General features: G+C 65.4%; 17 protein-coding genes. 12 read left to right on the plus strand and 5 right to left on the minus strand.

Annotated elements, in window-relative coordinates; translation table 11 throughout:
- Positions 1-69 precede the first annotated feature (69 nt).
- Together ilvC and DWQ67_RS03525 are read left to right on the plus strand one after the other, a co-directional pair.
- The gene (gene ilvC, locus DWQ67_RS03520) at positions 70-1,095 is read left to right on the plus strand and encodes a ketol-acid reductoisomerase (RefSeq protein WP_121484170.1); all 1,026 of its coding nucleotides are present in this window, start codon (positions 70-72) and stop codon (positions 1,093-1,095) included.
- Between the two features lie 141 nt (positions 1,096-1,236).
- A complete protein-coding gene (locus DWQ67_RS03525) occupies positions 1,237-2,550 on the plus strand; it encodes an MFS transporter (protein WP_121484171.1) in 1,314 nt (437 codons plus the stop codon).
- 12 nt (positions 2,551-2,562) lie between these two features.
- On the opposite strand, the gene DWQ67_RS03530 is transcribed toward DWQ67_RS03525, so the two are convergent.
- On the minus strand, positions 2,563-3,750 hold the full coding sequence (locus DWQ67_RS03530; RefSeq protein WP_158595352.1) for an MFS transporter: 1,188 nt from the start codon (positions 3,748-3,750) through the stop codon (positions 2,563-2,565).
- Between the two features lie 331 nt (positions 3,751-4,081).
- Between DWQ67_RS03530 and serA the strand changes: the two genes are divergently transcribed.
- The 7 genes from serA (at position 4,082) to DWQ67_RS03565 (ending at position 14,571) form a co-directional block, all read left to right on the plus strand.
- Complete coding sequence (gene serA, locus DWQ67_RS03535; RefSeq protein WP_121484173.1) at positions 4,082-5,680, plus strand: phosphoglycerate dehydrogenase; 1,599 nt, start codon at positions 4,082-4,084, stop codon at positions 5,678-5,680.
- A gap of 119 nt (positions 5,681-5,799) precedes the next feature.
- Positions 5,800-7,362 carry a methionine--tRNA ligase gene (gene metG, locus DWQ67_RS03540; protein WP_121484174.1) on the plus strand — a complete coding sequence of 521 codons (1,563 nt, stop codon included), beginning with the start codon at positions 5,800-5,802 and terminating at the stop codon, positions 7,360-7,362.
- 214 nt (positions 7,363-7,576) lie between these two features.
- A complete protein-coding gene (locus DWQ67_RS03545; protein WP_158595353.1) occupies positions 7,577-9,106 on the plus strand; it encodes a stealth family protein in 1,530 nt (509 codons plus the stop codon).
- Positions 9,107-9,178: 72 nt separating this feature from the next.
- Positions 9,179-9,784 (plus strand): acyltransferase, encoded by a 606-nt coding sequence (locus DWQ67_RS03550; RefSeq protein WP_121484176.1) that lies wholly within the window; start codon positions 9,179-9,181, stop codon positions 9,782-9,784.
- Positions 9,784-10,881, plus strand: coding sequence for a DegT/DnrJ/EryC1/StrS family aminotransferase (locus DWQ67_RS03555; RefSeq protein ID WP_121484177.1), 1,098 nt, complete (start codon positions 9,784-9,786; stop codon positions 10,879-10,881). The genes DWQ67_RS03550 and DWQ67_RS03555 overlap by 1 nt, the downstream gene beginning before the upstream one ends.
- Positions 10,881-11,855: a Gfo/Idh/MocA family protein gene (locus DWQ67_RS03560; RefSeq protein WP_121484178.1), complete on the plus strand. Its 975-nt coding sequence runs from the start codon at positions 10,881-10,883 to the stop codon at positions 11,853-11,855. The genes DWQ67_RS03555 and DWQ67_RS03560 overlap by 1 nt, the downstream gene beginning before the upstream one ends.
- A 7-nt stretch (positions 11,856-11,862) precedes the next feature.
- Positions 11,863-14,571: a bifunctional glycosyltransferase/CDP-glycerol:glycerophosphate glycerophosphotransferase gene (locus DWQ67_RS03565; RefSeq protein ID WP_121484179.1), complete on the plus strand. Its 2,709-nt coding sequence runs from the start codon at positions 11,863-11,865 to the stop codon at positions 14,569-14,571.
- Positions 14,572-14,676: 105 nt separating this feature from the next.
- Here DWQ67_RS03565 and DWQ67_RS03570 read toward each other — a convergent pair whose 3' ends face one another.
- The 4 genes from DWQ67_RS03570 to DWQ67_RS03585 form a co-directional block, all read right to left on the minus strand.
- Positions 14,677-17,286, minus strand: a complete 2,610-nt coding sequence (locus DWQ67_RS03570; protein ID WP_121484180.1) for an ABC transporter permease — start codon at positions 17,284-17,286, stop codon at positions 14,677-14,679.
- Positions 17,283-18,050, minus strand: coding sequence for an ABC transporter ATP-binding protein (locus DWQ67_RS03575; RefSeq protein WP_121484181.1), 768 nt, complete (start codon positions 18,048-18,050; stop codon positions 17,283-17,285). The genes DWQ67_RS03570 and DWQ67_RS03575 overlap by 4 nt, the downstream gene beginning before the upstream one ends.
- Before the next feature lie 96 nt (positions 18,051-18,146).
- Positions 18,147-18,848, minus strand: a complete 702-nt coding sequence (locus DWQ67_RS03580; RefSeq protein ID WP_121484182.1) for a response regulator — start codon at positions 18,846-18,848, stop codon at positions 18,147-18,149.
- Entirely contained in the window at positions 18,848-20,053 is a 1,206-nt protein-coding gene (locus tag DWQ67_RS03585; protein WP_233555882.1) for a DUF7134 domain-containing protein, read from the minus strand. Before DWQ67_RS03585 ends, DWQ67_RS03580 begins: the two co-directional genes overlap by 1 nt.
- Positions 20,054-20,182: 129 nt before the next feature.
- Between DWQ67_RS03585 and DWQ67_RS03590 the strand changes: the two genes are divergently transcribed.
- From DWQ67_RS03590 to galE, 3 genes are all read left to right on the plus strand, one after another.
- A complete protein-coding gene (locus DWQ67_RS03590; RefSeq protein WP_121484183.1) occupies positions 20,183-21,250 on the plus strand; it encodes a 3-isopropylmalate dehydrogenase in 1,068 nt (355 codons plus the stop codon).
- A gap of 121 nt (positions 21,251-21,371) precedes the next feature.
- Positions 21,372-22,460, plus strand: a complete 1,089-nt coding sequence (locus tag DWQ67_RS03595) for a branched-chain amino acid aminotransferase (RefSeq protein WP_233555883.1) — start codon at positions 21,372-21,374, stop codon at positions 22,458-22,460.
- Positions 22,461-22,574: 114 nt separating this feature from the next.
- Positions 22,575-23,600, plus strand: a complete 1,026-nt coding sequence (gene galE, locus DWQ67_RS03600; protein ID WP_121484184.1) for a UDP-glucose 4-epimerase GalE — start codon at positions 22,575-22,577, stop codon at positions 23,598-23,600.
- The last annotated feature ends 2 nt before the right edge of the window (positions 23,601-23,602 follow it).

The following is a 23,602-nucleotide window of genomic DNA, read 5'->3' on the forward strand; positions in this document are numbered from 1 at the left end:
ACACCACCGAACCACCCCCAACGAACCACCCCAAAATGTGTCGCACCATTCAAGGAAGAGGATTCCGCCGTGACCCAGATGTACTACGAGGACGACGCTGACCTGAGCTACCTGCAGGGCAAGAAGGTGGCCGTGATTGGCTACGGCTCCCAGGGCCACGCCCACGCGCTCAGCCTTCGCGATTCCGGCATCGACGTGCGCGTCGGCCTGGCGGAGGGCTCCAAGTCCGCACCCAAGGCAGAGGCGGAGGGCCTGCGGGTCCTCTCCGTGGCCCAGGCCGCGGAAGAGGCCGACGTCATCATGATCCTGACCCCGGACCAAATCCAGGCCAAGGTCTACGAGGAGTCCATCAAGGACCACCTGAAGGCCGGAGACACCCTGGCCTTTGGTCACGGCTTCAACATCCGCTTTGGCTACATCAAGCCGCCTGAGGACGTCAACGTCATCATGATTGCCCCCAAGGGCCCGGGTCACGTGGTGCGCCGCGAGTTCGAGGCCGGGCGCGGCGTGCCGGACCTGATCGCGGTGGAGCAGGACGCCACGGGGGATGCCAAGCAGATTGCCCTGGCCTGGGCCAAGGGCGTGGGCGGCACGCGAGCCGGCGTCATCGAGACCACGTTCACCGAGGAGACCGAGTCTGACCTCTTTGGTGAGCAGGCGGTGTTGTGCGGCGGCGCTTCTCAGCTGGTGCAGTACGGCTTTGAGGTCCTCACGGAGGCCGGTTACAAGCCGGAGATTGCCTACTTTGAGGTGCTGCATGAGCTCAAGCTGATTGTTGACCTGATGGTGGAGGGCGGCATTTCCAAGCAGCGCTGGTCCGTCTCAGACACCGCGGAGTTTGGCGACTACGTCTCCGGCCCGCGCGTCATCACGCCGGAGGTCAAGGAGAACATGAAGGCCGTTCTCGCGGACATCCAGAACGGCGAGTTTGCTCGCCGCTTCATGGAGGACCAGGCCAACGGCGGCGCGGAGTTCGCCGAGCTGCGGGCCAAGGGCGAGGCCCACCCGATCGAGGCCACGGGTCGCGAGCTGCGCAAGCTCTTCTCGTGGATCAAGACCTCGGATGATTACGCGGAGGGCACCGCGGCCCGCTGACCAGGCCACATCCCTCCCGCGAGGGCGTCACCCACCGGGGTGGCGCCCTCGCGGCGTGTGGTGCTGTTCTGCGGCGGTGCTCCTGTGCCCGACGGCGTGGCGGGACTCACAGCCTTGGCTCCGGCTGGGTAGCGTGGCCGGGTGAGCAAAGGACCCCGGCCCGCGGAGGCGAACCCCCTGAGGACCGCCGCGTTCCGTGGCCTGTGGCTCTCCAACGCGGCGGGCGACGCCGCGCTGATGGTCGCGATGTTCACCACCTCGCTTGTGCTGACGCTCTGGCTGCACGCCCCGGCGTTTGTGGTGGGACTGGTCCAGCCGCTCTCCAACGCCGGCGCCCTCATCTTTGGGCTGGTGGTGGGTGTCTTTGTGGATCGGTGGGGGCAACGGCGCACCATGTACGCGGCGGTCTGGGCGCGGCTGCTCGGATACTCTCTGCCCGTTTTCGCGTGGGCCCTGGGCTGGCTGCACCCCTGGCAGCTCTTGCTCGCCGTGTTCGTGGCGAGTGTGGCGGATACCTTCTTTAGAGCGGCGCAGTCCTCGTTGTTGCCCGTGCTGGTGGGGAGAAAAGGCGTTCCAGACGCCGCGGCAGCTCTGCAGGCCAGCGATCAGGTGGTGCAATTGGCGGCGCCCGTCGGGGCGGGGCTGCTGACCAAGCTGGTCCCGGCGCCGCTGGTACTGGCACTGAGCGCCGTCGGGCAGTTGTTTTCCTTGCTTGGCCTGCGGGCGCTGCCGGCGGATCAAGCGCACGCGCCGGATCATCAGCACCAGCGAATTCTGCCCGCCATCCGCGAGGGGCTGGGCTTTTTTGCGCGCACCCCGTTGCTGGCCGCGGTGATGCTGGCCGCCATGACCAACAACTTTGCCGCCGGGCTCTATGCCTCCGCCGAGACGGTCTTTGTGCTGCGCGTGCTTGGCATGGACCCGGTGGTCTTTGGGCTGCTGATGTCCGTGTCCGCGGTGGGTGGGATCCTTGGCGCGCTGCTTGCGCCGCGCCTTGGCCGGCGCTGGGGGCCGCTGCGCACGCTGTTCTGTGGTGCCACGCTCATGCCCATCAACTTTGCCCTGATACCGCTGGCCGCGCTGTGGCCGCAGGCCCAGGTGGCCATTGTCGGTATCTCGTTCGTTCTCTTTGGGCTGTCCTTGGGGTGCTTTGGCGTGAGCAGCGCCGGGTTGAGTGCGCAGCTCACGCCGTCGCGGCTGATGGCCAGGGTGTCCTCCACGCGGCGCACCTTCACGCAGGGCGCCGTGGTGCTGGGAGGATTGCTCAGCGCCGTCCTGTCCCAGGCCTTTGGCACGCTGGTCCCGCTCATCGCCGCGGCTGCGATCTCCGCGCTGCAGTTCATCCCGCTCCTGCGGGTGGGGGTTCCGCGCCGCGGTGCGCCAAGTCAGGCGGAGCTGGAGGCGGCGTTGGAGGAGTCGGAGGGGGAGGCCGGGGAAGCGGGGGAGGTCAGGTGAGGCCGCGCAGGCTCAGCGCACGGCCCTGAGGCGCTGGCGGAAGAGCAGTGTGAGCAGCAGCGTCGCCAGCAAGATCGCGGCGCCCACCCACGCCGCCGCTGAGTAGCCGGAGGTGACCACCACCCAGCCGCCCAGCGCGGATCCGGCGCCGATGCCCACGTTGGCGCTGACGTTGATCCATGCCCCGGCCATCTCAGGATTGCTTTTGCCCACGCGCACCAACACGTTTTGGTAGGTGGAGTTCACCGGGCCAAAGGCTGCAACCCACACCGTGGCGACGATCAGGACGGGCCAGAAGTGCGGGAAGGCCAGCCCGGTTGCGGCCAGGCCCAGGCCGATGGCCAGGGGGACCAGGAGCAGCCAGCGGAAGGGCTGCGCGTCCAGGAACGGTGCCGTGGCCCGGATGGCGATCAGGCCCGCCACGCCCAGCGCCACCAACGCCAGCCCCAGCCACTCCTGCGGCAATCCGGCGGCAAGCAGGAGCGGGGAGACGTAGGTGTACAGCGTGTAGTGGCCAAGGAAGGCCGAGCCGGCCAGTCCCACCACCAGCAACAGCGTGGGCCCGCCGGGGAGCAGTGCGCGGGCGGCGCTCTTGTCGTGGGAGATGGCGGGGAGCAGGAAGGCGGCCGCGGCAACGGCCAGGGCCGTGATCAGGCCGAGCGCGGCAAAGACGGGACGCCAACCGGTAAGCGCGCCAAGCGCGGTGCCCGCAGGAACCCCAAGGATCAACCCGGCAGAGGTGCCGGTGGCCAGCAGCGCCATGGCCCGCCCTATCTGTCCACGGGGCGCGATGCGCGCGGCGTAGCCAATGGCGATGGCAAAAAAGAGCGCATGCGCCACCCCGCCCACGGCACGCGCCGCCATGAGCCACCAGAAGTCCTGGGCCAGGGCGGCCAGGGTGTTGGACACGGTGAAGACCACCAGGGTGCTCAGCAGGACGGGCTTGCGGGGCAGGGAGCCGGTGGCGCGGGTGAGGGGGATGGCCGTGATGGCCACGAGCGCCGCGTACAGGGTGACCAGCAGCCCGCCGCGGGCCTCATCCACACCAAAGTCCTCCACGACTTGAGGCAGCAGGCCAATCGGCACCACCTCGGTGGTGATCACGGCAAAGACGGCGATGGCCAGGATGTAGAGCCCGGCCCACGGGTGCTGCGGGGCGGCCGGGTGCTGCTGAGAGGAAGCGGAACTGCTGGGGCACACGCGGGGACTCCTGACGCAAAGGACTCTGGGGAGGAAGCCGGGAACACAGCGCTGTGCCAAGGGGCAGGGTCCCAGCGTATCCGGGGCGCCCTCCTGGCGATGGGGTTATTGCCCGACGGCGCCGGGTCCGGCGGGTGCGCTCGGTCCAGGGGGTGTGCCTGGTCCAGCGGGTGCGCCTGGTCCAGGGGGTGTGCATCGCGCCGGGCGCGTGACATGCGTAACGCGACCGACACGCATGCGGGGAGCAGGTATCCCCGCCGGTAACGTCTTCATCACGGACGGCCACGGCCGTCCGGCATCCCACCCGAGCAACAGCAACGAAGGTTGACACGTGTCGCAGACCAAGCCCGTCGTCCTGATCGCCGAGGAACTCTCGCCCGCCACCGTCCAGGCGCTGGGCCCGGACTTTGAGATCCGCTCTGCCAACGGGGCAGACCGCTCCGAATTGCTCTCCGCCATTGCAGATGTGGACGCCATCCTGGTCCGCTCCGCCACGCAGGTGGATGCGGAGGCCATCGCCGCCGCCAAGAACCTCAAGGTCATCGCCCGCGCCGGTGTTGGCCTGGACAACGTGGAGATCAAGGCCGCCACGCAGGCCGGCGTCATGGTCGTGAACGCCCCGACCTCCAACGTCATCTCCGCCGCTGAACTCACGGTGGGTCACATCGTCTCCGCCGCCCGCAACATTCCGGCCGCCTCCGCGTCGCTCAAGGCCGGGCAGTGGAAGCGCTCGTCCTTCTCCGGCGTGGAGCTGTTTGAGAAGACCGCGGGCATCATTGGTCTGGGCCGCATCGGCGCCCTGGTCACCGCTCGCCTGCAGGGCTTTGGCATGAACATCGTGGCCTTTGACCCGTACGTGACTCCGTCCCGCGCGCAGCAGTTGGGCGTCAAGCTGGTTGACCTGGATGAGCTGCTCGGCACCGCTGACTTCATCACCATCCACATGCCCAAGACCCCGGAGACCACGGGCATGATCTCCACCGAGCAGTTCAACAAGATGAAGCCGAGCAGCTACGTGTTCAACGTGGCACGCGGTGGCCTCATCGATGAGGACGCGCTCTTTGAGGCACTCTCCAACAACGTCATTGCCGGGGCTGGCATTGACGTGTTTGTCACGGAGCCTCCCACGGAGTCCCGGTTCATTGGGCTGGATAACGTCAACGTCACCCCGCACCTTGGCGCCTCCACCGAAGAGGCTCAGGAGAAGGCCGGCGTGGCCGTGGCCAAGTCCGTGCGCCTGGCACTGGCTGGCGAGTTGGTGCCGGATGCAGTGAACGTGGCCGGCGGCATCATCGATGAGTCGGTGCGACCGGGCATCCCGCTGGCAGAGAAGCTGGGCCGGATCTTTTCCGCGCTGGCCTCCGGTGAGCGTCTGGAGTCCGTGGAGCTCAACGTGGCGGGGGAGATTGCGGGCAAGGACGTCACCTCGCTCAAGCTCGCCGCGCTCAAGGGTGTCTTCACCGACGTTGTCTCTGACCAGGTCTCCTACGTGAATGCTCCCGTCCTTGCGGAGCAGCGCGGCGTAGAGACCCGCCTGACTACCACCGAGGTGTCAGAGGATTACCGCAATCAGCTCACGGTCTCCGGCGCCCTTGCCAACGGTGAGCAGCTCTCCGTGGCTGGCACGCTCACGGGCCCCAAGCAGATTCAGAAGCTGGTGGGTGTCTTTGGCCAGGAGCTGGAGATCCCCCTCTCCGAGCACCTGCTGGTGTTGCGCTACACCGACCGCCCGGGCGTGGTAGGCACGTTGGGCCGCGCCTTGGGCGAGGCCCAGGTCAACATTGCCGGGATGCAGGTCTCCCGTGCGGGCCAGGGCGGCGAGGCCGTGGCCGTGGTGACCATCGACAACGCTCTGCCAGAGGGCGTCCTCGACGCAGTGGCGCAGGCCGTGCAGGCCACCACCGCCCGCGAGGTGGACCTGGAGGGCTGATAGCCCACAGCCCAATGGTGTCCCCGCCAGGGTGCGGGGGCACCCTCGTGTCGTCTAGAGCGAGTACCGCGGCGTCATCGGGAACAACCGAAACCGGGTGAACCGGTATTGTTGATGCGGTGAGCGCTACCCCGGAGCACCAGTCCTTTTACATCACGACGGCGATTTCTTACCCGAATGGCGTCCCCCATATTGGGCACGCCTACGAGTTCATCGCTACGGATGCCATGGCGCGTTTCCGCCGCCTGGACGGCGAGGAGGTCTTTTTCCTCACCGGCACGGACGAGCACGGGCAGAAGATGCTCCAGACGGCACAGAAGGAGGGCGTGACGCCCGCCGATCTGGCGCGTCGCAACTCGGATAACTTCCAGGCCACCCAGGACGGTCTTGGCATCAGCTACGACCGCTTCATCCGCACCACTGACGCCGATCACCACGCGGCCGCGCAGGCATTGTGGAAGCGCATGGAGGCCAACGGGGACATCTACCTAGATAAGTACGCCGGGTGGTACTCGGTGCGGGATGAGGCCTACTACTCGGAGGAGGAGACGGAACTGCGCGCGGACGGCGTGCGGTACTCCACCGGCACGGACACCGAGGTCACGTGGACGGAGGAGGAGTCTTACTTCTTCCGCCTGTCCCAGTACCAGGACCGGCTGCTTGCCCACTACGCCCAGCACCCCACCTTCGGCGCACCGCAGTCCCGCTTTAACGAGGTGATCCGCTTTGTGGAGGGTGGCCTGCAGGACCTGTCCATTTCCCGCACCACCTTTGATTGGGGTGTGCCCGTCCCTGGCGATCCCAAGCACGTCATGTATGTCTGGGTGGACGCGCTGACCAACTACCTCACCGGTGTTGGCTTCCCGGACACCGAGTCGGCGCAGTTCAAGCGTTTTTGGCCGGCGGATGTGCACGTGATCGGCAAGGACATCTCACGCTTCCACGCCATCTATTGGCCGGCGTTCCTGATGTCCGCGGGCCTGGAGCTGCCGCGCCGGGTCATGATCCACGGCTTCCTCAACAACAATGGCGTGAAGATGTCTAAGTCGCTGGGCAATGTGGTGTCCCCGGAGGACTTTGTTGATCAGTATGGCCTGGACCAGATGCGCTTCTTCTTCCTGCGGGAGGTGCCTTTTGGTGCGGATGGCTCCTACAGCCATGACGCCATTGTGGGCCGCATGAATGCGGATCTTGCCAACAACTTGGGCAATCTTGCCCAGCGCTCACTCTCCATGGTCGCCAAGAACCTGGACGGTCAGATGCCGCACCGGGGTGAGTTCACCGAGGCAGATCAGGCGCTGCTCACGGCGGCGGGCGCGCTGTTGGAGACCTCGCGGGATCACTATGCGCGGCAGGAGTTCTCCCTTGCGCTGGAGGCCACGTGGCAGGTGCTCCACGAGGCCAATGCCTACTTCGCCGAGCAGCAGCCGTGGGTCCTGCGCAAGAATGACCCGGCCCGCATGGCGGACGTGTTGTGGGTGACCCTGGACGTGGTGCGCCGGGTGGCGCTGCTGGTGCAGCCGGTCATGCCGGATGCGGCGGATCAGTTGCTGGATGTGCTCGGGGTTCCGGCGGGTGCCTCCCGCACCTTCGCGGCGTTCGACGACGCGTTGGCGGCGGGCACGCAGTTGCCCCAGCCCACGCCGATCTTCCCCAAGTATGAGGAGCCCACTCAGGGCTAACGCAGCTGGTGGTGGTTCTTCATTTACGGTGGCCCGGAACATGGTTCCGGGCCACCGTATTCTTTTGTCTTTTTGAGCCACTGGATCACCGTTTTCCCAGTCATCAGGTAATGTACGGTTCGTCTTTAGATACTTTTCACCTGCATGTGATGTGCGGCCGGTTTGTAGTGGCGTGCCAAAGGCGGTCGCCGCTCGAGGGGAGAGCGTGTGCAGCGTGCTGGCGCCGCTTTTGGTCGACTGCTTCAAGACCACGTCCACCGAGCAACGGATCGCTGCGGCGTCTGTAGCCCGCCGGATCTCCGGAGGTGGCGCACCGAGGAACTCCGTTGAGGTGGGTCCTGGGTGGAGCGTGGAGTCCTGGGCGCAGGCGAATGCCAGGGTCGTTTCCGCGGCGCTGAGTGCCGCCGGGGTGCCGCACTTCCTGATGCCTGCCATGAACTGGCTTGACCCGGTGTTGGTCATGGACCGCGCCTCGCACCGCGTGGCCCAGGGGGTCTTGAAGGAGCTGTCCGGTCAGCCGGGGTGGCGGCTCACGCAGCACGGGACGCGGATGCGTCGCGATGCCCACGCGGGCGCCATCGCCTTGGAAACGGGGCGGGCCACCGTCAGCTGCCAGTGGTGGCGTTGTGTGGAGGAACCTGCGCCGCGCTCCGATGGCGGGCTGTACGCGCCGCGGACGCTGGTGGCCCAGAAGGGTGAGGTGCCGGGCCTCTTTTCCTATGTGTCAGAGGCACAGTGGTTGGAGTTGACCAAGAATCCCTTGGATCAGGGCTGGGACCCGTTGGTGGAGCAGGTTGCCGAGCCCATCGACGCCGTTTACACCTGGGTGGACGGGTCAGACCCGGAGTGGATCCACCGCAAGAACCAGACGCTGGCTGGCTACGATCCCACGAGTGTGAACGCCACCGCCTTGTCTTTGGCGCGCTTTAGGAATCATGACGAGCTGCGGTATTCGCTCCGATCCCTGCAGATGAACGCTCCCTGGATCCGTCGGGTCTACATCGTGACGGATCGCCAGGTTCCCGAGTGGTTGGTGCGTGATCATCCGCAGGTGACGGTGGTGGACCACCGGGACATTTTCAGCGATGCCTCCGCACTGCCCGTGTTCAACTCGCACTCGATTGAGTCCCAGCTGCACCACATCAAGGGTCTCTCCGATCGCTATCTCTACCTGAATGACGATGTCTTTTTTGGCCGGCCCACCACGGCCGAGCAGTTCTTTGGGCCGGGCGGGGTGACCAAGTTCTTCCCGTCCACGTCCACGCTTGACCTGCAGCCGCCCTCGTCGCAGGACCTGCCCATCGTCTCTGCGGGCAAGAACAACCGCCGGATCATGCATCAGCTGTACGGGCGCCGCATCACGCGGCGGATGAAGCACACGCCTCACCCGCAAAACCGCGAGTTGCTGCAACGCTTTGAGGACAAGCACCCGGAGGTGTTTGCCTCCGTGGTGTCTTCCGCCTTCCGGCACCCAAGCGATGTCTCCATCCCCGCGGCCCTTCACCCGTATTTGGCGCTCATGGACGGGCGCGCTCACGAGGGCAAGCTGAGTTATGACTTTTTTGACCTGGGGGACTCTCAGGTGGAGGCCCGGTGGGCCAAGCTCCTGGTGCGCAGGGATCTGGACGTGTTCTGCATCAACGAGACGGAATCGTCGCTGCCGAGCACTGAGCGAGTTGACGCCGCGCTAGGCGCCATCCTTGAGCAGCTCTTTCCCGTTCCAAGTTCGGCGGAGCGAACGTGAAGCAGCATTTGCCCACTGCGGGAGTCCAGATCAGCAGGCTTTTGAGCAGGACCACACGAAAGGTGACGTCGAATGAGCGTTCGAATCGTTGAGAGTGCCGACGTGGCGCAGGACGCCATCGTCGGCGACGGCAGCAGCGTCTGGCACCTTGCCCAGGTCCGTGAAGGCGCCACGCTCGGGCTGAACTGTGTGGTTGGCCGTGGTGCGTACATCGGCACCGGCGTGAGCCTGGGGGACGGCTGCAAAGTGCAGAACTACGCGCTGGTGTACGAGCCGGCCGAGCTGGGCCCGGGTGTGTTCATCGGACCGGCAGTGGTGCTGACTAATGACCACTTCCCCCGCGCCGTGAATCCGGATCTGACACCCAAGTCGGCTCACGACTGGGAGCCGGTGGGCGTCACCATCCTCGAGGGCGCATCCATCGGCGCAAGAGCCGTCTGCGTGGCACCACTGACCATCGGAAAGTGGGCCACCGTCGCCGCTGGCGCCGTGGTTGTCAAGAACGTGCCTGACTTTGCCTTGGTCGTTGGTGTCCCCGCCCGGCGCATCGGCTGGGTTGGCCGAGCGGGTGAGCCGCTCGTCGCGGACGAGGAGAATCCGCACTTTTTTATCTGCCCGGTGACTGCCGCGCGCTACGAAGAACTTGATCAAGAAACACTCCGAGAGGTGACGGTCTAATGGCTGAATTCATTCCCCCCGCCAAGCCCATGATTGGCGAGGAAGAGATCGCCGCGGTCACCGCGGTGATGCGTTCGGGGATGGTGGCACAAGGGCCTGAGGTCGCGGCCTTTGAGGAAGAGTTCTCCCCGGTCGCTGGGGGAGCGGAATGCATCGCCGTAAATTCCGGCACGTCCGCGCTTCACCTTGGCCTGATCGCGGCAGGGATTGGGCGTGGGGATGAGGTCATTGTCCCGTCCTTCACGTTCGCCGCCACGGCGAATTCTGTGGTGATCGCCGGTGGCACCCCTGTCTTTGTCGATATCGATCCGGTGTCCTTCTGCATGGATCCGGTGGCCGCAGAGGCCGCCATCACGCCCCGGACCAAGGCCATCATGCCGGTGCACCTCTACGGTCACCCGGCCGACGTCGTCAGCCTGAAGAAGATCGCAGATCGGCACGGGATCCTCTTGTTGGAGGACGCGGCTCAGGCTCATGGGGCCAGCCTCGCCGGGCGGGCCGTCGGATCATTTGGTGCCTTTGGGGCCTTCTCCTTTTATCCCACCAAGAACATGACCTCGGGGGAGGGCGGCATCGTCAGCACCGGCGACCCTCAGCTTGCTCGGACGGTGCGCCTGCTGCGCAACCAGGGCATGGAGCAGCGCTATGCCAACGAACTGGCGGGGTTCAACGCGCGTATGACGGACATTCACGCAGCCATCGGGCGGGTCCAGCTGACCAAGTTGGAGGGGTGGACGCAGCAGAGGCGCCGGAATGCGGCGGCGCTGGATGAGGGGCTCCAGGGTGTGGTGGTGCCTGCCGTCGCGGACGGCGCCGTCCACGTCTACCACCAGTACACCGTCCGCGTTCCTGGGCTGGATCGAGACCGATTCATGCAGGCGCTGCGGGAGGAATGGAAGGTCGGAAGCGGCGTGTACTACCCGATCCCGAACCACCGGCTCCCCTCCCTCAAGCAGTTTGCTCCCGGCCTGGATCTGCCCCAAACGGAGGCGGCCGCCGCAGAGGTCTTCTCTCTCCCCGTGCACCCGTCGCTGTCGCAGGCAGATATTGAGCGCGTCATTGAGGCCGTCAACGCCGTGGCGAAGGCAGGTGCCTGATGACCACGCTGAAGATGGGCCTCATCGGTCTCGGCGCCATGGGCCGCCACCACGCTCGCCTGATTCGGCAGACGGAGGGCGTTGAGCTGGTCGCCGTCGCAGATCCCGGGGGAGACCCCTTTGGTGTGGCAGGCGAGCTCGCTGTCTTGCCCAACGTTCAGGCGCTGGTGGAGGCGGGGATCGACGCAGCCGTGGTGGCCGTTCCCACGATTTTTCACGAGGACGTTGCCCTTGCGCTCGCTGCTGCCGGCATCCATGCCATGGTGGAGAAGCCGATTGCCCACGATGTAGCGGCGGGTATTCGCATCGCCGATGCCTTTGAGGCCGCAGGTCTGGTGGGGACCGTTGGATACGTCGAGCGATGCAATGCCGCGATCGTCCAGATGCGCAGGCGCATGGCTGCAGGGCAGCTCGGGGAGATTTATCAGATCACCACCTCCCGCCAGAGCCCCTTCCCGGTTCGCATCGCGGATGTGGGCGTGGTGAAGGACTTGGCGACGCATGACATCGATCTGACGGCTTGGCTCGCTGACTCGACCTACGCCTCCATCCACGCTGAAGTCACTCACCGCGCCGGGCGCCAGCATGAGGACATGGTGGTAGCTAGCGGCAAGATGGCCAACGGCATCGTGGTTAATCACACGGTGAACTGGCTGGCCCCCTTCAAGGAGCGCCGCACCACAGTCATCGGAGAAAAGGGCGCGTTCATCGCGGACACTGCCACGGGGGACCTCACCTATTACGCCAACGCGTCGGTGGACACCGAGTGGGAAGAAATGGCTGCCTTCCGTGGCCCCAGCGAGGGGGATGTGACGCGCTATGCCTTCGCCAAGCCGGAGCCGTTGGCAGTGGAGCACCTGAACTTCGCCAGGGCCTTGCGTGGCGAACCCAACTCGGCAGTGTCAATGCGCGAGGGCGTGCGCACCCTGGAAACCATCGAACGTGTGCTGGCTGCCGCCGGCATCAGCAACTAAGGACAGCATGAATCCCGTCGACGTGATCAGCGTCATCATCCCGGTCTACAACCGCGAGGACTTCCTCGGCGCAGCGGTCGACTCTGTGCTGGCGCAGGACTGCGGTCTGGACCATGTTCAGCTTGTTCTCGTCAATGACGGGTCTACAGATGGCTCGGCCGCGCTCCTCGACGCCTACGCGCAGCAGTACCCTGAACAAGTTGTTGTGATGCACAAGGCGAACGGTGGTGTTTCCTCAGCGTTTAATGCTGGGTTGGAACTCGCGACCGGCGAAGTGGTCGGATTCTTGGGGTCGGATGACTATCTCTCCGATAACACGCTTTCGTCCGTCCTCAAGTTCTACGCCCGGCACTGGGACCAAGTAGACATTGCTGCGATACCGATCGAAATGATCGGTGCTCGGTCGGGGCCACACTGGAATAACCGCAGAAGGTTCGCGAAAACGCGCGTCATCGACGTGAGTGTCGACTGGAGCAGCATCCAGATGGCGGGGGGTGGAACCTTCATCAAGCGCTCCATCTTCGCCGACGAGGGACTGCGTTTTGATCCGGTCCTCTTCATGGCAGAGGATGCAACGCTCAATACGCAGGTCATCATGCGCCGCATGGCGTACGGAGTGATCTCCGAGGCGACATACTTCAACAGGAGATACGAAGCCGGCGGAGCGTCCTTGGTGGCGAGTAGCCATTTCAGGCCAGAGTATTACAACGAACTATTGGAGCATGCGGAACAACGCATATTGAATGATGCAATTGAAATGCACGGCCAAGTTCCGATGTATGTTCAGGCTGTTGTTCTCTACAATCTCATGTTCCGATTCCGTGGTGATGTCAGCATGCTCAACGCGGAGCAGCTGGACGCATATAAGTCCAGAATGCGTCGATTGCTGGAACAAGTTTCAGTTAAGACTATTGCTTTGCACCCGACGACTGTCGAGCAACGAATCAACATGCTCAACCTCAGATCGGGCAATGCCCTCACAAGCAAGTTGTCATACTACGACGGGGTGTACTCCTACGACGGGGTGCGAATTTACAGCCTCAATTATCGAAAACGGGTCGGCCACCGCGCAGCATCTGCCGAGGTGCAGGCGTTTGCGGTGCAGGGTGAGTCCCTTGAGATGCGCGGGACTATACGTTCCATTGACATCTCCTCGGATGTTTCCTATGAAGTGCTCATTGGCGATAGATCCTATCCTTTGGAACTGGGTGCAGCGATTCAGCCCGGCACGGAATTTCTGAGTAACGAGGTACGGCGCGGACTGAGCTTTAGTCTTAAGGCAGAATTCCGTCGAAATGAGAAGATGCGGTTCGTCGCTAACGTTGCGAACGGAGTTGACGTCGACTCATTCAGGCTTCCCTTAATCTTTGGCAAGCACGCGGGGTTCGCGGGTGATAAGAACTCACTTGCTTTCAGGCATTCTGGCAGCGATGTGTTCAGGCAGGAAAATGCCACGTTGCTGAGGCGAAGGAAACTGAGCGGAAAAGGGGCTGACCTTAAGGCCGAGATCGGTTTCTTGCGTCGCTTGGACGGTGGCACCAAGAACGCGCGGGTGTGGGCACGGCGCCTGTCTGCGGTCCGACTGCGAGCGAGCTCACCGGGAAACATTTGGCTGCTCGCGGATCATAAGTCCGAAGCCGGCGATAATGCCGAGGCGTTGTTCAGGCACATTTGTGCTCATCCGGAGCTTGGCATTCATGCCGTCATGAGCCTGTCCAAGTCAGCCCCGCAATATGCCGCACTCTCAGCCTTAGGTGAAGTTGTCGAACCAGGCTCAACCAAATATTTTCGTAGATATTTCCAGGCATCGACGGTGTTGAACTCGTCCGCGGATGACTTCATGGTTCAGCCCCTCGCTGGAGACTTGAAGTATTTTGCCGACCTGGTGCCCCCAGTCTCCGTGTTCCTTCAACACGGCGTTATCCTTCATGACCTGAGCGGCTGGCTAAATTGGGCCAAGAAGGGGTTTGACGTTTTCGTCACATCAGCTGAGGCAGAACGTACCTCTATTCTTAACGGCAGCTACGCGTATGGCGAGGACTCGCTGGCGTTGGTAGGGCTTTCCCGCTTCGACCGGCTGAATGACCGTCCGGAGCGACAGATTGTTGTGGCGCCGACATGGCGTAAAGCGCTGGTGGGCGACCTTGACCCGCAGGTTGGCCGGAATGGCGCGCGTGACGACTTCGAAGAGAGCGCATATTTTCGCATGTGGCAGTCCGTTCTCGCAGATCAGCGATTGCTCCGCGGCCTGAAGGAATTTAACTACCGCTTAACTTTCGCACTGCATCCGTCGCACAGTGCTGAGACGGACAAGTTCAAGGGAGGTGAGGCCGTCACCATTGCACCTCACCCGCTGGACTATCGTGAGCTGCTTGAAACAAGTGCAGTGTTGGTCACGGATTATTCCTCCGTGGCCTTTGACTTCGCCTACATGCGAAAGCCAGTGGCTTATCTTCAGAACGATCGCGACGATTTTTATGCCTCTCATGCTCATCAGCTTGGGTACTTTTCGTTCGAGCGAGATGGGTTTGGCCCAGTTGCTGAGACGACCTCTGAGTTGGTGGACCACCTGCTGAAGCTGATGGCTGATGGGGCTGACATGGCGCCGACGTACCGGGAGCGCGCCGACGGCTTCTTCACGTACTCAGGCGGGGGCAACAGTGCCCGGCTGATTGACTTTCTGAAGCGACGTGAGGCCGGGGAGCTGTCCAGCTAGCAAGGTCGGCCAGCGCTGCCGGGTGACGGATTCCCGGCGTAGATAGCGAGCGGGGGTGGGGAGAGCATGATGCTCTCCCCACCCCCGCTCGCGTTGGTCCCTGTCCTACTCGACCGCGAGCCCCTCCACGGGGGAGAGCTTCGCGGCGCGGCGTGCGGGCAGCACGCTGGCCAGGACTGCCGCGCCCACGGCGATCGCCAAGACCACCAGGATCCACAACCACGGCATGGAGATGACGAAGCCACCCATGGAGAGCGTGGCGGAGCGTGCCCCGACGAGGCCGTAGATGGAGCCGAGCACAATGCCGAGCACCGCGGCGGCGCCCGCGATGAGCGCGGCCTCCAGGGCTAGCATGCGTCGCAACTGACGCTTGGTCAGGCCAAGGGCCCGCAGGAGCGAGTTCTCCCTTGTCCGCTCGGTCACGGAGAGCGAGAGCGTATTGCTGACGCCGATCAGGGCAATCACCACGGCCACCGCGAGCAACGCGGAGACCACCATCAACAAGGTGTCGATGATCGTGGAGGCGGTCTGCCGGATGGGCAGCGCACCGGAGACGGAATTGGTGTCCGTGTTGGTCGCCGTCACGATGGACTGCACCAGCTCGCCAGCGCTCACGCTGTCATCAGCCTTGGCCCAGATGCCATCGCCGCCAGCCGCCGCGAGTGCCTTGGCCGGCAGCTCGGTAGTGCCAAGCTGAGCCAGCGTGTCTCCTGAGACCAGGAAGCTGCCCTCGGGAGCGGAGGCGTCCTTATCCACGGGAAGCACGTGCTTCTCGCCATCGCCACCCACCACGGTGATCTCCGTTTCGGAGCTGGAGGCGGCGTTTGCGCCCACGGCGATGCTGCCGGACTTGGGAAGCACCACGCTGTCAGTCATGACCGAATCGAGGATCTGCTGGTTGGCGCCATAAACCGGGAAGCATTGCGCGGCGGAGCCGCGTGCAGCCTTGGCGCTGGCGACGCAATCCGGGGTGGTGGCCACGACCTTGATCAGCGCAGCGTTGTCCACACCGTTGAGCCCGGCCACCTTCTGCGCGTCCTGCGCGTTGAGGGTCTTCTTCCCCGCGCCAGTGTCGGCACCGGGGGCGCCCTGGATGTCGCCGGAGCTCTGGCCCCGCACCAACAGGTCAACCGGGTACTGCTTGGCCAGCTGAGCGTTGAGGGTGGAGCGCGCGGTGGTGGCGCCAACCATCATCATGACCACCAGGGTCACGCCCAGCAGCAACGCGGTGCCGATGGCCGCGGTGCGCTGCGGGTGGCGCAGGGCGTTGAGCCCGGCCAAACGCCCGCCCACCTGGGCGCCGAAGGGGCGCGCCATCTGGCGCACGGTCCACGGGATCAGGAGCGTGCCGAGCATGAGCACGCCGATGAAGCTCAGCAGGCCGCCGATGAAGGCTGCGGCGAAGCTGGTCGCCATGGTGTCCTCGCCGCCGGTGACGCCGAAGTACATGGCCACGGCGCCACAGATCACCAGGAGCAACCCGATGACGATGCGGGTGGTGCCGCGCGAGCTGCGGGCCGTGACCGTCTCCTGCGGGCGCAGGGCGGCCAGGGGGGACACGCGGGTGGCGGCCATGGCCGGGCGGGCGGAGGCAAGCACCGTCACGAGCAGGCTCACGATCACACCCACCACCAGCGGCCACACGGCAAAGCCGAAGGTGATGTACGGCAGATCAAAGGCACTGGAGACAATGGCGACGCCGCCCCAGACCACGCCGAGCGCAAGCACCAGACCCACCAGGCCACCAATGAGGCCAACGATCAGGGCCTCACCGATCACCATGCGGCGAATCTGACCGCGGCGGGCGCCGAGCGTCCGCAACAAGGCCAGCTCACGGGTGCGCTGCGCCAGGATGACGGAGAACGTATTGGAGACCACAATCACCGTGACCACGAGCGCGATCCCGGCGAATGCGCCAAGCACCCAGGTCAGCATGTCGGTGCCGCCGGAGAGCTCCGCGACGGTCGCCGAGACGGCCTCTTGCGGGGAGCTCACGGTCGGGTCCAGCAGCCCAAGTGCCTTGTACTGCTCCTGCAACTCAGGGGCAAGATCCGCGGCACTGCCGCTGCTGATCTTGGCCAGCAGCATGTTCACGCCCAGGCCAAGCTTCAGGTCCTTGGCGGTCTGGCTTGTGAGCTGCAGGGCCGGATAGCCGGCCCCTGAGAGGTCCTGAGGATCCGCGCGCAGCCCACTGATGGTCAGGGACTTGAAGGTCTTTTCGGTGGAACCGAAGGAGGCAATCTTGACCTGATCGCCAACCTTCAGGCCTGCGCGCGTGGCGGCGTCCTTGTTCACCGTGATCTCGTTGAGCCCGGGGTCCTTGCCCTCGGTCAGCTCTTGACCAAACAGGGAGGCGTCTCCCTCAAGGCCGGTGACCAAGACGGTCTGAGTCCCCAGCTTGCCGAGCTCGGCGGACATCATGCCGCTGGACAGGGCCAGCGTTTGGCTCACGCTGGAGGAATCCTCGAGGGGCTTGCTCAGCTGCTTGGCGCTGAACGTTTTGCCTCCATCCCCCTCCTGCATGTTCACATTGGGCTGGACCACCACGTCTGACTTGGAGTAGGTCTGGCCCACGCTGGCGCCCAGAGTGGACTTGATGGAGGTGCCGACGTAGAGAGTGGCGGTCAGGAAGGCCACACCAATGGTGATGGCCGCAATGACAGCGACGTAGCGGCGTCGATACGCCACCACGTTGGCTTTGACGAGGGTATTCACTGAATGGCCCCCAGCTGTGCCAGCGCGTCGGAGACCTGCTGAACCTGCGGGTTCAGGATCTCACCGGCCAGGCGTCCGTCCTTCAGCAGCACCACACGGTCCGCTGCAGAGGCAGCCACCGGGTCGTGGGTCACCATGATGACGGTCTGGCCGTCCTCGTGGGCGCTGCGCTGCAACAGTCCAAGCACCTCGGCGCCGGAGGTGGAGTCAAGGTTGCCGGTGGGCTCATCGCCAAACACCACATCGGGGCGGGGGAGCAGGGCGCGGGCCACGGCCACGCGCTGCTGCTGACCGCCGGAGAGCTCGTGCGGCTTGTGCCCCAGGCGGTCGCCCAGCCCAAGCCTGCGCACCAGCTCATCCAGCCAGGCGTTGTCCGGCTTGGCACCGGCCAACTCCAACGGGAGCAGGATGTTCTGGAGGGCGGTCAGGGTGGGGACCAAGTTAAAGGCCTGGAACACAAAGCCCACGCGGTCGCGCCGCAGGGTCGTCAGAGCGTCGTCGTTCAGTCCATCTACGCGCGTGCCGCCCAGCGACAGCGCACCGGAGGTGGGCGTATCCAGCGTGGCGAGGCAGTGCATCAGCGTGGACTTGCCGGAGCCGGAGGGGCCCATGATGGCGGTGAAGCGGCCGCGTTCAAACGCGACGGAGACATCATCCAACGCGGTGACGGCCATGGGGCCGGTGCCGTACGTCTTGGTGAGATTCTGGGCCGCCACAGCAGAGGGCGTGGCGGCAGGAGCCTGGGGGTGAGCATCAAGGGACATAGAACCAACGTACTGACCTCCCCGTCGCTAGGGCGTCAGGCGTCGGCATGAACCGGCGGCTCCGGCGTCAGACCGCGGTATGACCCGCGGGTGCGCTCACGCGCTGACAACACCCGTTTCGTAGGCAATCAGCACGGCCTGAACCCGGTCGCGGGCGCTGAGCTTGGACAGGATGCGACCCACGTGGGTCTTGACCGTGGCCTCTGAGAGGAACAGGTCAGAGGCAATCTCGGTATTGGAGCGTCCGTTGGCGATCAGCTCAAACACCTCGCGTTCGCGCGCCGTCAGGGACGCCACCCCGGCCTCAGACTGGGGGGACGCGCTGGAGGTGCGCCGCAGCAGCGGGACCATGTGGTTGAGCAGGCGCCGGGTGGTGGTGGGGGCCACCACGCTGCCGCCGTCGTGGACCGTGCGGATCGCGGAGAGCAGTTCCTCCGGCGGAGCATCCTTGAGCAGGAAGCCGCTGGCGCCGGCCTTGACCGCGTCCAGCGCATACTCGTCCAGATCAAAGGTGGTCAGGATCAGCACGCGCGGGCCGCCCTCGCGGGCCGTGATCTCACCCTCATCTGTGCCGAGCAGGATCTGCGTGGCCTGGATGCCGTCCATCTCTGGCATGCGGATGTCCATGAGGACCACATCGGCGTGGGCCACCGCCGAGCTGGCGACCGCCTCACGACCGGAGGCCACCTCCGCCACCACCTCAAGGTCAGGCTGGGAGTCAATGAGCATCTTGAAGCCACTGCGCACCAGGGTCTGGTCATCCACAAGTGCCACTCGGATGGGGGAATCGGGGGACATCAGATCTCCTGGTATGGAAGGAACACGGTGACGGAATAGCCCCCGCCGCCGCGCGGGCCAAAGTTTGCGGTGCCGCCGTAGAGCTGCGCGCGCTCGCGCATGCCCTGTTGGCCCCGTCCCAGGCCGTCCGTGGGGGTGGGGCCACGCCCATCATCCACCACGCTGAGCGTGAGGCCGCGTTGGGTCCAGGTCAGGTCAAGGCTTGAGGTGGCGCCGCGTCCGGCGTGCTTGAGCACATTGGTGAGCGCCTCCTGGGCGGCACGGTAGGCGGTCAGCTCCGCGCCGGAGGGTAGCCCGCGCGCCGGGGTGCCGCGCACGGTGTAGGCCACGGCGAGGCCTGCCGCGCGGGTGCTGTCCACCAGCTCTCCCAGGCGTTCAAGGCTGGGGGCCGGCGCCTTGGGGGCCGCGTCGTCATCATCCGCGCGGAGCACGCCCAGGAGGGAGCGCATCTCCCGCAGGGCGGAACGGCCGGTCTCCGAGATGGTTCCGAGGGTCTTGGGGGCCACCTCGGGATCCGCTGCGGCCGCGTACCGTGCGCCGTCTGCCTGGGCGATGATCACGGAAAGCGAGTGCGCCACTACGTCGTGCATCTCCCGCGCAATGCGGCGGCGTTCGTCCGCGGCTGCCAGGGCGCGCTCCTGTTCCTGTTCCTGTTCCAACCGCCGGGCCCGGTCCTCGATGGCCTCCACCGCGAGCCTGCGCGTGCGGTGCAGATCGCCGCTGACCCAGGCAATGACGCAGATGAGCAGGTGGAAAAGGACCAGGGCGCCAAAGGTCGCGGCGTCCTCCACGCGGAAGGGACGCACCCACAGGGCGGCGCCCAGGAAGGAACCGATGGCGGAACAGACCACGGCCCATCGGGAGTCGGTGCGCGTGCCGTACGCGGTGACGGAGTAGGCAATCACGGGGATCACCAGGTCCATGAAGATGAACTCACGCACCGTGATGACCTGGAGCAGGCCGGCTCCAGTGGTGACCCAGAGCGCCCGGCGTGGGTGCGTGCGGCGCTCCGAGAAGGCCCAAGCGATCCCGGCGCCGCTGATCAACATCCCAAAGACGAGGACCAGGGTGGCTGTCTGGTCCATGCCATAGCCCGTGCCAGCGACGGCGGGGGCGGAGACCAGGAACAGCAAGACGGCGATGGTGGCGTCCACCCGACCGGGATGCGAACGCACCCACGCGTCGAGTCTGCGGTGCCACTTCATGCCTTAAGCCTAAAGGCGCCGGCTCACCCGCAGCGTCCCTCCACGGGATGACGCGCCGCACACCCCTCCCGTTGTCCATCATGTGAGATGTGTTGACCAGTATGCGGACGCCGTCTTTAGGGTGGTGACATGACGAGGAACATCGACCTGGCAGTGATTCCCGGAGACGGCATTGGTCCGGAGGTGGTGGAGCAGGCCGTGCGCGTGGTGGAGGCCGTCCTCGCGGACACGGACACCGGCGTGAGCCTGACCGAATACGAGCTGGGCGCTCACCACTGGCTCGCCACGGGGGAGACGCTCTCGGATGCCACGCTGGAATCCCTGCGCGGTCACGAGGCCATCCTGTTTGGTGCGGTCGGCGCGGCGCCGGGGGACACGCGCGTGCCCTCCGGTCTCATTGAACGCGAGCTGCTGCTCAAGCTGCGCTTCAGCCTTGATCACTGCGTGAACCTGCGCCCCTCCCGCCTGTATCCGGGCACCGGATCGCCGCTAAGGAATCCGGGGCAGATCGATTTTGTGGTGGTCCGCGAGGGCACCGAGGGCCCCTATGTGGGCAACGGCGGCGTGATCCGTCAGGGCACGGAGTTTGAGATCGCCACGGAGGTCTCGCTCAACACCGCCCACGGCGTGCGGCGGGTGGTCAGGGACGCGTTTGAGCGGGCGGCCGCGCGCCCACGCCACAAGCTCACGCTGGTGCACAAGCACAACGTGCTGGTGCACGCCGGTCACCTGTGGCGCCGCACGGTGGAGGAAATAGCGCCGGACTTCCCCGAGGTCGCCGTAGATTACCTCCATGTGGATGCCGCCACCATCTTCTTGGTCACGGACCCCGCGCGCTTTGACGTGATCGTGACGGACAACCTCTTTGGCGACATCCTCACGGACCTGGCCGGTGCGGTCACCGGCGGGATTGGCCTGGCCGCCTCCGGGAATATCAACCTGGACGGAACGGCGCCGTCCATGTTTGAGCCGGTGCACGGCTCCGCGCCGGACATTGCGGGTCAGGGGATCGCGGATCCCACCGCGGCGATCCTGTCCGCGGCACTGATGCTGCACCACCTAGGGCTCGACGACGCGGCGGTGCGGATCGAGCAGGCCGTCGCCAACGACGTCGAGCAGCGTTCCGGGACGAAACCCCGCGGCACCGCCGCTGTGGGCGACTCCATCGTGGCCGCGCTGCGCGGCGTCACTGTGTGAGCCGCATCGCATAGTCTGTTCGTGTCAGCTCGTCGCGCGGCACGCATCACCCCGCGGCCGTCCAGCGTCGCCATCCCTGTCCCAGCCCGCCGGCCGGGGGCCTCACACAAAGGAAGCATCCGTGAGCACTGTGGAGTTTGCCCAGCACCTCTCCGATCACCGCGTCTCCGAGCAGGAGCGCACCAAGATCCTGCAGAACCCGGGTTTTGGCAACTTCTTCACCGACCACACTGCCGTGATCGATTGGAGCGCTGACGCAGGCTGGCATAACGCCCGCGTGGAGCCCTATGGGCCCATCAGCCTTGACCCTGCGGCCTCCGTGCTCCATTACGGGCAGGAGGTCTTTGAGGGACTCAAGGCCTACCGCCACGAGGACGGCTCCGTGCGCACCTTCCGCCCGGGGAAGAACGGTGAGCGCATCAACGCCTCCGCCCGCAGGCTTGCGTTGCCGGAGCTGCCCGTGGAGCACTTTGTGGAGGCCGTGCGCCAGCTGGTCGCGGTGGACCAGGACTGGGTTCCCTCCGGAGACGGCGAGGCCCTGTACCTGCGCCCCTTCATGATCGCCACCGAGGCGTTCCTTGGGGTGCGCCCCGCCCGCGAGGTGAGCTTCCGCGTGATTGCCTCACCCGCAGGCAACTACTTTGGCGGCGAGCTGCACGCCGTGCCGATCTGGCTCTCCCAGAACTTTGCCCGCGCCGGCCACGGCGGCACCGGAGAGGCCAAGTGCGGCGGCAACTACGCCGCATCGCTTGCCGCGCAGATGGAGGCGGAGGCCCACGGCTGCCCGCAGGTGCTCTTCCTTGACCCCACGGATGACTTCTCTGTGGAGGAACTGGGCGGGATGAACGTGTTCTTTGTCCTGGAGGGCGGCACGCTGGTGACCCCGCGCCTCAACGGCAATATCCTGCACGGGATCACCCGAGACTCCGTGTTGCAGCTGGCCCGGGAAATGGACCTGACGGTGGAGGAGCGCAAGTTCACCCTCGACGAGTGGCGCGAGGCCGTGGCCAACGGCACCCTCAAGGAGGCCTTTGCCTGCGGCACCGCCGCCGTGATCACCCCCATCGCGGAACTGCGCAGTGCCGAGGGCACCATGGTGCTCCCCGAAACCACCTCTGACTCCGTGTGGGGAAGCATCCGCGCCAAGCTCCTCGGCGTGCAGCGCGGAACCGTGGAGGACACTCACGGCTGGCTGACGCGCCTGGTCTGAGCCCGGTGCTCTGAGCCCGGTGCTCTGGTTCTAGCCGGCCAGATTTTTGTCTCCCACGCCGTCTTCAGCCGCGCTTGCGGCGCACGCATGGCCCCGGTCGCTAAGATCGGGGCCATGCGCGTTCTTACCACCGGCGGCGCCGGGTACATCGGCTCCCACACCGTCCTCAGCCTGATCCAGGCCGGCCACGAGCCGGTGATCCTGGATAACTTCGCCAACTCCTCGCCGGAGGCCATCCGCCGCGTCTCCGAGCTGGTTGGTCGCGAGATTGAGTACGTCGAGGCGGACCTGTTGGATGCCGAGCGCACCCGGGAGATCATGCTGGCGGGCAACTTTGACGCCGTGATTCACTTCGCTGGCCTCAAGGCCGTGGGGGAGTCCGTGGCGCAGCCGCTGCGCTACTACCGCACCAACATCGTGAGCACCCTGAACCTGCTGGATGCCATGGATGAGGCGGGAGTGCGCACCTTCGTCTTCAGCTCCTCCGCCACCGTGTACGGCGCGGCCGGCGTGGCGCGCTGCGTTGAGGACCTGCCCCTTGGCACCACCAACCCCTACGGCGCCACCAAGTTGCACATCGAGCAGATCCTGGATGATCTGGCCGCCTCTGATCCCAGCTGGCACATCGCCAAGTTGCGCTACTTCAACCCGGTCGGTGCGCACGAATCCGGACGCATTGGTGAGGACCCCAGGGACATCCCCAACAACCTGATGCCCTTTGTGGCGCAGGTGGCGGTGGGACGGCGTGAGCAACTCAGCGTGTTCGGTGGGGACTACCCCACACCTGACGGAACCGGCGTGCGGGACTTTATCCACGTCGTCGACCTGGCTGCGGGGCACGTGGCAGCGCTGGAGGCGCTGCCGGCACACGCCGGAAGCCGCGCATGGAACCTGGGCACCGGGGAAGGCTCCAGCGTGCTGGAGGTGGTCCGCTCCTTTGCGCGGTCCTCTGGCAGGGACATCCCCTTCACCATCGTGGACCGCCGCCCCGGTGACGTCGCGGAACTGGTCGCGGAGCCCAGCCGCGCACGCGCAGAGCTGAACTGGAAGGCGGAGCGCGGCCTGGAGGAAATGACGCGGGACTCCTGGAAGTGGCAGAGCCAGAACCCCATGGGTTACGTGGAGGAAGAGACGGCCTAAGC

The organism is Galactobacter caseinivorans, from assembly GCF_003640665.1.
GTDB lineage: Bacteria > Actinomycetota > Actinomycetes > Actinomycetales > Micrococcaceae > Galactobacter > Galactobacter caseinivorans.